The organism is Undibacterium sp. TJN25 (genome assembly GCF_049339885.1).
In the GTDB taxonomy this organism is placed as follows: Bacteria; Pseudomonadota; Gammaproteobacteria; order Burkholderiales; family Burkholderiaceae_D; genus Undibacterium.
On sequence record NZ_JBMPPM010000012.1, the window covers coordinates 170,915 to 179,646 of the forward strand.

6 protein-coding genes are annotated in these 8,732 nt (G+C 53.9%); 3 read left to right on the forward strand and 3 right to left on the reverse strand.

The window, feature by feature from the left end:
- The first annotated feature begins 7 nt into the window (after positions 1–7).
- The gene (locus ACO0LO_RS24945; RefSeq protein WP_422968509.1) at positions 8–3,355 is read left to right on the forward strand and encodes a pilus assembly protein; all 3,348 of its coding nucleotides are present in this window, start codon (positions 8–10) and stop codon (positions 3,353–3,355) included.
- 13 nt (positions 3,356–3,368) lie between these two features.
- Entirely contained in the window at positions 3,369–3,824 is a 456-nt protein-coding gene (locus ACO0LO_RS24950) for a type IV pilin protein (RefSeq protein ID WP_422968511.1), read from the forward strand.
- Between the two features lie 83 nt (positions 3,825–3,907).
- On the opposite strand, the gene ACO0LO_RS24955 is transcribed toward ACO0LO_RS24950, so the two are convergent.
- The 3 genes from ACO0LO_RS24955 to ACO0LO_RS24965 all read right to left on the reverse strand — a co-directional run bounded on the left by ACO0LO_RS24955 (position 3,908) and on the right by ACO0LO_RS24965 (position 8,269).
- Positions 3,908–5,212, reverse strand: coding sequence for a replication-associated recombination protein A (locus ACO0LO_RS24955; protein WP_422968513.1), 1,305 nt, complete (start codon positions 5,210–5,212; stop codon positions 3,908–3,910).
- Positions 5,213–5,295: 83 nt separating this feature from the next.
- Positions 5,296–5,928 carry an outer membrane lipoprotein chaperone LolA gene (gene lolA / locus ACO0LO_RS24960; protein WP_422968515.1) on the reverse strand — a complete coding sequence of 211 codons (633 nt, stop codon included), beginning with the start codon at positions 5,926–5,928 and terminating at the stop codon, positions 5,296–5,298.
- 7 nt (positions 5,929–5,935) lie between these two features.
- Positions 5,936–8,269: a DNA translocase FtsK gene (locus tag ACO0LO_RS24965; protein ID WP_422968517.1), complete on the reverse strand. Its 2,334-nt coding sequence runs from the start codon at positions 8,267–8,269 to the stop codon at positions 5,936–5,938.
- Between the two features lie 337 nt (positions 8,270–8,606).
- On the opposite strand from ACO0LO_RS24965, the gene ACO0LO_RS24970 reads away from it, so the two are divergent.
- On the forward strand, positions 8,607–8,732 hold a 126-nt coding region (locus ACO0LO_RS24970), incomplete at its 3' end, for an FAD-dependent oxidoreductase (RefSeq protein WP_422965170.1).

Sequence of the window (8,732 nt, forward strand, 5' to 3'; positions counted from 1 at the left end):
TCTGGATATGAAAAATTCTTCAAAAATTTGCATCGGACCTCTCAGCGCGCTGCCGCTTGCACTGCTGACCGCCTTCCCTGCCTGCGCACAGCTTGTGGTCAGCGATACATTGACGGGACCTTCCTCAAGTTATGGCTGGACCACGACCAATGGAGCCTGCCTCACCGCTGGAGATGGTTCTACCAGCACCATACCCGCATGCAAGGGGCTGGCCTATTATTCTGGAAAGACGCAAGTGGGCGGTGTCAGCGGCGTCTTGCCGGACCCTTCCGGCCAGGGCGCGCTGCGTCTGACGAACGGCGATACGACTGCCAATGGGTCGAACGGGAATAACCAGACAGGTTCTGTTATTTCCACCACGCCCTTCCCAACCAGCCAAGGTGTGCAGGTTACTTTTTCGACAGTGACCTACGGCGGTAATGCATATCAGAATAGCGATGGAAAAAAATCCGGAGCCGACGGTATCGCTTTCTTTTTGATGGATGGCAGCAAGGCTCCCAAGCCGGGTGCGTTTGGGGGAAGCCTTGGCTACAGCTGCGCGAATTCAAAATCTCCTTCGGACGGTGTGGATGGCGGTTATCTGGCCGTCGCGATGGACGAGTTCGGCAATTTCTCCAATCCTGGCGATTCGACCTCCGATGGCCCCGGCCAGAAGCCAGGCTCTATCGTTGTACGCGGTGCAGGCAGTATTGCTGGGACGGCATTGCAGAGGGACTATTCCAAGTATTATCCTAAAACACTCTCAGCAACCAATTTGCTGGCAGCAGTGAAGGCGACTTGCAGTACCGGATTCATACAAGACTGGAGTAGCGGCGTGATCGGCGTCCCTACGCTGACAAAAATTCCGGACTATAACCTCATCGTTCAGCCCACTGCCGTTTCAGCCACTAGTCCAACGGTGACGATCTATAATCAGGAAGCGGTGGCTTCGCCGTTGCGGAGCAAAGCGAATGTTTTTACTTATGGGTTAAGTATTACGCAAGATGGGCTGCTTAGCCTTTCTTACAGCGTGAACGGTGGATCTGCCAATAACGTTATCAGCAAGCAGTCCATCACTGCGAATAATGGTCCCCTGCCTTCCAGTTTTCTGTTCGGATTTACGTCTGGTACCGGCGGTGGCAGTAATGTGCATGAAATTACCTGCTTCAAGGCGGCGCAAATCAATGCAGCGTCCGATTCCGCAGGCACCAACGTGCAGCAGGCCGCACGTGTGCAAGCCGGCTCGCAAGTGTATCTTGCGTATTACCATCCAAAAAATTCGTGGGGCCAGCTTACTGCCTCGGATTTGGTTGCGGACGCTTCAGGCAATATATCGATCAACAGCACTGCAAACTGGGATGCTAACTGTGCGCTAACCGGTGGTACATGCTCGGCTACAGGTAATACCTCCACGACAGCACAAAGCCCCACGTCCCGCAGCATGCTCAGCTGGAGCGGTAGCGTAGGCACGCCTTTCCGCTATGCGAGTTTAGCGACGACGCAACAGCTGGCCATCGGTGGTGTTACTGATGGATCAACACGAACCGATTTTCTTCGCGGCGATCGTAGCAAGGAAATTACTGCCGCTACTCCCGGGCCTTTCCGAGGGCGCGATGGTGTACTGGGTGATATTGTTAATTCCAGCCCGGTCTGGGTGGGACCGCCTTCTTCCAACTATGGAGCCGTCGGCACCGACTTACTGGCTACTACTTCCATTCCCGAATATGGTTCCAGTTATTCCACTTTTGCAAACGGAAAACTGACACGTACTCATATCGTGTATGTCGGCTCCAATGACGGCATGCTGCATGGCTTCAGGGCTGGAGCCTACGATAGCTCGGGCAGCTACGCCAAAACGACCAATGACGGGCAAGAAATGCTTGCCTACGTGCCGGCAGGCTCCGTTAGCAGTATTCATCCATCCAATACTGCGTTGGATTTTTCATCTCCACAATATGCACATAATGCGTATGTAGACGCGACACCGGCGACAGGGGATCTATATTACAGCGGCGCATGGCATACCTGGCTTGTAGGCGGGACAGGGGCCGGCGGCAATTCAACAGGCACAGTCAACGAACTGGACAATATTAACAATAATATAAACAGCTCCGCAAAAGGCATTCTATTTGCGCTGGACATTACCGACCCCACGCAATTCAAGGAATCCAACGCTTCAAGCATCGTGCTTGGAGAGTGGGACTCAAGCAACCTCACTTGCTCCAATCTTGCTACATGCAATACGAGTCTGGGAAGCCAATACGGCACTCCCATCATACGCAGGATGCATGACGGTAACTGGGCCGTCATATTCGGCAATGGAAGGGATAGCGCAACTGGAACCGCCGGTATTTTCATTATGACCGTCAACTACAAAACCGGTGCAAAGACTTTTCGTTTCCTGGATACCGGCGTCAAAAACGCCAGTTATACCAATGGTCTCAAAAATGGGATTGATTACGTCGCCTCCGGCGATCTGGATGGAGATCATGTGACCGACTATTTATATGCAGGAGATGCGCTAGGAAATGTATGGCGTTTCGATGTTACTGACAGCAACCCTGCCAATTGGGCCGCAGGCGCCAGCCCGATGTTTACGACGGGAAGTGGGCAACCGATTTCCACCAGGGTGACGGTGAGCTCCATTTTGCAATCGGGAGGCTCTCCTCGACTGCTGATTTCATTCGGTAGCGGCGAACAATGGCCGCAGACGCTGACCAGTGCTGCAACCTATGCCAGCGGCACCCAGTACCTCTACGGCATATGGGACTGGAACTTGACTGCCTGGAATGCTAAAAGCAGCACCGCCAAATATGCTGCTCTTACTTCGCCGCAAACCTATTCGACTGCAAATCTTCAGACCCAGACCATGACCACTACAGCTGCGGCCAGCGGTTCTATTTCCGGCTACCGTACTGTCAGCGCAAATACGGTTTGCTGGAAAGGGGATGCCGCCGGCAAGTGTTCGCAGTTCGGCTGGAAACTTGCACTGGATAACAGCACCGGAGAGCAGATCGTCTATAACCCCGTGGTTGCCTTCGGTACTTTCCTGGTCAATACCATCATACCGTCGGTCAATCAGGTACTTAGCTGTAATACCCAGCCGGCATCTGGCTATACAATGGCAATATCGGCTGAGACAGGCGGCGCCCCGGTGACTTCTTTTTTTGCGTCAGCAGTGAAAGACGCAGGATTTTCCCCGACGGGTATTATTGCCGGCTTTGGCCTGAGTGCGACAGGCACGCCTTCGATCATAACATCGACTACAGGCAAACCTTATCTGGTCCAGCAAACTGTTTCCGGAGTCGGTGCTGTGACAAAAATAGACCCTCCTAGCGGCCAGGCCGGCCGGCTGACATGGGTGCAGTTACGTTAACTTCAGAAGAAAAATGATGCAAAATTCACCTGTTTCGTCACCTCTCAGAGCTTGCCCTTCCCCCTGCGGGTTTACCCTTGTTGAATTAATGATCGTGGTCGTGATTGTTGGCGTACTGGCTGCAGTAGCAATGAGCTCGTATCAAGGCCAAGTGCTGAAATCCAGGCGAACCGACGCGAAAAATGCTGTGCTGGACCTCGCTGCTCGTGAAGAAAAATACTTCGCCACACACAATACGTATTCTATTGTCGGTACAGACCTAAACTATACAACGGTCTTTCCTGTGAACATCACGTCAGGCAGTCAGGTCTACTATACCTTGACTGTCACGCAGACTACCACGTCTGATTTTACGGCTACGGCAACTCCCTCCGGCAAACAAACAGGGGATGCGTGTTCCTCGTTCATCGTGAATAATTTTGGGGTTCAATCGAATGGCCCCGGCGCGACCGCAACGAATTGCTGGTAGATAAATAAGATCTGTACGGTGAAGTTGGGTTAAGCCATGCGTCAAGCTCAATTTCTGCTGTCGCCAGATTTTGAAGAACGTCTTTATTTAGCATCAGCGTCGAGTTGTCGCAGAAACGCCATTTTCTCTGTAATTTTGCTTTCCACTCCACGTGGAACCGGTTCGTACCAGTGTGGATCAGTTATACCCTCAGGAAAATAGGTTTCACCGGCGGCGTAAGCATGCGGCTCATCATGGGCGTAGCGATACTCGTGCCCATAACCCAACTCCTTCATCAGTTTGGTCGGCGCATTACGCAGATGCACAGGTACTTCGCGGGATTTATCCTGCTTCACGAATGCCATGGCCTGGTTGAAGGCCTTATATCCGGCATTGCTCTTGGCGGCGATAGCCAGGTAAATGACCGCCTGGCCCAAGGCCAGTTCGCCTTCCGGCGAACCCAGGCGTTCATAGGTAGTAGCAGCATCATTGGCGATCTGGATCGCGCGGGGATCGGCCAGGCCTATGTCTTCCCATGCCATGCGGACGATGCGGCGCGACAGATACTTGGCATCCGCACCGCCATCCAGCATGCGGCACAGCCAGTAGAGTGCAGCGTCCGGGTTGGAGCCGCGTACCGATTTATGTAGTGCCGATATCTGGTCGTAAAAATTATCTCCACCCTTGTCGAATCGTCGTGCATTCAGCGTCAGTGCGTTCTGGATGAACTCAGGCGTGATTTTATTGGTCCGCGCGGCGCCGGAAGCGGTATTGGTCTGCTCTAGCAGGTTGAGCAGCCTGCGCGCATCGCCATCCGCGTAGCCAACCAGTGTATCGATCGCCGCCGGATCGAACTCCAGATGCGATAAGGTCTCGGACCGGGTATGGGCAATAGCCAGCAACTGCTTGAGTTCGTCTTCGGTCAATGATTTAAGCACGTAGACCTGGGCACGCGATAACAATGCAGAATTCACTTCAAATGAAGGGTTCTCGGTCGTGGCCCCAATAAAGGTGACCAGACCAGACTCTGCATACGGCAGCAGGGCATCCTGCTGCGATTTGTTGAATCGGTGAATCTCATCAACGAACAGGATGGTATGTTTGCCCATTGCCAGGTTTTGCTCCGCCTGTTCCATCGCGGCGCGAATATCTTTGACCCCGGAAAAGACAGCAGACAGTGCAATGAATTCGCATCCAAAGGCATTGGCGGTCAGGCGAGCCAGCGTGGTCTTGCCTACACCTGGCGGCCCCCACAATATCATCGAGTGCGGCTTGCCGGACTCGAATGCCAGCCGCAAGGGCTTGCCCGGTCCGAGCAGATGTGTCTGCCCGATTACTTCATCGAGGTTTTTGGGTCGCAAAGCCTCGGCCAGAGGCGGCGTTGGTTCAATTTTAAACAGATCTGACACAGGCTAGGCTCTTGCTGCAATAAAGCGAAGGCAAATGAGTTGCAATGGGCTTGCAGATTTGCATCCAGCAATGAAACGAGCGGTCATTGCTGGAACACATCTGCGCCGGTTGGCACGACAAATTTGAATTGTTCGGGTTTCATCGCTGGATTTTTTTCTACATTTTTTAGTGTAATCAGCGAAATCTGGCCAAAGCTGTCCCGCAACTCCAGCGCCATGGGCACGCCGTCTTTCATGCCTATGCCGATATGGTCGAAGCTGGTGTCCTTGCTTTTAGGGATCGCTTCAAACCACTCCAGCCCCTGCTTGGGGCCGACTTCCTTCAGCGTGAAATTCTTTTCCAGGTCGCTGCTGCCGAACAGGATTGCCGCAGGGCTGGAGCCCAAGGCGTCGCCGAGTTTTTTAATAGTGACCTGATTCAAATCCTTGTCGTAGATGAATAACTTGTCCCCATCTGCCTGCAGCACCTGCTCATACGGTTTAACGTATGTCCAGATGAATTTGCCCGGACGCGCGAACTGGAAGGTGCCGGTCGAGGTTTTCGATATCTTGGCCTTGCCGTCCACGGTTTTTACCATCTGCTGCGAAAATTCGCCCTTGGCACTTTTGGTATTGGCGACGAAGGTCTTGAACTGGTCCATGCCGGATGCATGCGCAAGCACCGGCAGCGCTAACGCGCAAGCAAGCAATAATTTCTGTAAGCTGTTTTTATTCACGGTTTTCCTATTCTGTATTTCCTGCCGGCACCAGGATTTCCCGATTGCCGTTCGACTGCATGGTCGATACGAGGCCGCTTTGTTCCATCTGTTCCAGAAGGCGGGCGGCGCGATTGTATCCTATGCGCAGGTGGCGCTGCACGAGCGAGATGGACGCGCGGCGGTTTTTCAGGACCACGGCCACCGCCTGGTCGTACAATGCGTCTGCTTCGCCGCTGGCGCCGCCCTCGCCTGCCGCACCGCCTTCCGCGCCCTCTTCCAGTACGCCGCCCTCCAGGATGCCTTCAATATAATTCGGTTCACCCTGGGCTTTCAGATGCTGTACGACCCTATGCACTTCTTCATCGGACACAAAGGCGCCGTGAACCCGTATCGGCAAGCCAGTGCCAGGCGGCATGTAGAGCATGTCACCCATACCGAGCAAGGCTTCCGCACCCATCTGGTCTAGAATGGTGCGCGAATCTATCTTGCTGCTGACTTGGAAGGCAATCCGGGTCGGGATATTTGCCTTGATCAGGCCGGTGATGACGTCTACAGAAGGACGTTGGGTCGCAAGTATCAAATGCAAGCCCGCCGCGCGCGCTTTTTGGGCAATACGCGCGATCAGCTCTTCCACTTTCTTGCCTACAACCATCATCAGATCGGCCAATTCGTCGATGATGATGACGATCGTCGGCAGTTTTTCCAATGGTTCCGGGGCGTCCGGTGTCAGGCTGAACGGATTCGGGATATGTTCTTCGCGTTTCTGCGCATCTGCTATTTTTGCGTTATAGCCCGCCAGGTTACGCACCCCCAGCTTGGACATCAGCTTGTAGCGCTTTTCCATCTCGGCCACAGCCCAGTTCAGCGCATGGCCTGCCTGGCGCATGTCAGTGACAACAGGTGCCAGCAGATGCGGTATGCCTTCGTAGACTGACATCTCCAGCATTTTGGGATCGATCAATATCATCCGTACATCATTGGGGTCGGATTTGTACAGCAGCGACAGAATGGTCGCGTTGATGCCCACGGATTTACCCGAGCCGGTCGTGCCCGCAACCAGCAAATGCGGCATCCTGGCCAGATCGGCAACAACCGGATTGCCGGCAATATCCTTGCCCAGCGCTACCGTCAGGCTGGAATGGCTGTCGTTATAGACCTTGGAACCCAGGATTTCAGTCAATCTTACGATCTGGCGCTTGGGATTGGGCAATTCCAGACCCATATAATTTTTGCCGGGAATGGTTTCGACAACGCGTATGGAAGTCAGCGACAGTGAGCGGGCAATATCGCGCGCCAGGCCAACGATCTGGCTGCCTTTGACGCCGGTTGCCGGTTCTATTTCATAACGGGTAATGACCGGCCCCGGATAGGCGGCAATCACCTTGGCGTCTACACCGAAGTCCGACAGCTTCTTCTCTATCAGGCGACTGGTGAATTCCAGCGTTTCTATGCTGACTGTTTCCTGGGCTACAGGAGCGTCGTCCAGCAAAGACAGGGGCGGCAGATTGGTGTCCGGCATGTCGTTGAATAGAGAGACCTGCCTTTCTTTCTCCACTCGCTCCGACTTTTGAACCGCCACGACCTGCGGTTCTATGCGTATCGGCGGCGCTTCAATGATCTTGGCCCTTTCATGGACAACGATCTCTTCCCGTTTCACAGCGGCAGTTTGCCCTACCCTACGGTCTTCCCGCGCGGCGATCTTGCTCTGGATGAAAGTAAAAACGGATTCAATACCTCTGCCCAGGTTTTCGGCGACGACCAGCCAGGAAATATGAAAATACAGGCTGATACCCAGTGCAAATAACAGCAACAGCAGCAAAGTTGCGCCGGTAAAACCAAAGGCGGTAAAGGAGCCATGCCCTATCAGCTCGCCCAGCACGCCGCCAGGGGCGCGCGGCATCGGTATTTTCAAGCTGTACATGCGCAGGAACTCTATACCCATGCTGCCCGCCATTAGCAAGACGAAGCCGCCGCCCTGGATGAATTTTTCATACTGGTGTACCGGCTCAGTTGCCGCCTCGACAACCAGGCGCCGGGTTAGTTGCCGGTAATCCTCCCATACCATCCTGAGCAAGGCAACGCATAGCCACCAGGCGGAGGCGCCGAAGATGAACAAGAGCAAATCGGAAATCCAGGCGCCTACGCGCCCACCGATATTATGAATGCGCGGCACGATGCTGGCGTGCGACCAGCCAGGATCGACCTTGGCATAGCTGACAAGAATAAGTATCAAATAAATACTGAGCGCAGCAACCACGATCCAGCGCGCTTCGGTAAGAAGCACGACGACACGGCTGGGCAGGGGCTGGGCAGGAGTGGTAGCACGCTTGCGTGTGTAGGCTTCGTTGGTAGTAGTCATAAATCTCGAAAAAGAGCCACACTAAGAATGTCAAAACGGTGACAAGATAGCATGTAAGGGGCATAGCCGCCAATCGGACTAGTCCTACGGGAAACATTTGATGGTTCTGGAAGCATTCTTCTAATCTGGTTATCCCCGAATATGGACTCAGGAAAATAGGCCCCGGCAAGTCTGCAGGGGCGGATTCGTCTATAATCTCACCCTACCCCGATTCGTGCCAATAGAATTAGCTGCCAGCTTGAAATTTTGTGTTCCGGCACTACTTTTAAGCACGTATCCAAGATACTTTTACGTCTCTCGACGCTGCCCATCGCTGTCTATTATTCTCAGGTTTCCTATGTCCACACCAAAACACGCCAAAGTCCTGATCCTCGGTTCCGGCCCCGCCGGCTACTCAGCCGCAGTCTATGCCGCCCGCGCCAACCTGAACCCGGTGCTGATCACCGGTGTGGAACAAGGCGGC

Excerpts from the sequence above, each read along its gene's own strand:
- ACO0LO_RS24945 (WP_422968509.1), top strand. The coding sequence starts at position 8 with ATGAAAAATTCTTCAAAAATTTGCATCGGACCTCTCAGCGCGCTGCCG.
- ACO0LO_RS24950 (WP_422968511.1), top strand. The coding sequence starts at position 3,369 with ATGATGCAAAATTCACCTGTTTCGTCACCTCTCAGAGCTTGCCCTTCC.
- ACO0LO_RS24965 (WP_422968517.1), bottom strand. The coding sequence starts at position 8,269 with ATGACTACTACCAACGAAGCCTACACACGCAAGCGTGCTACCACTCCT.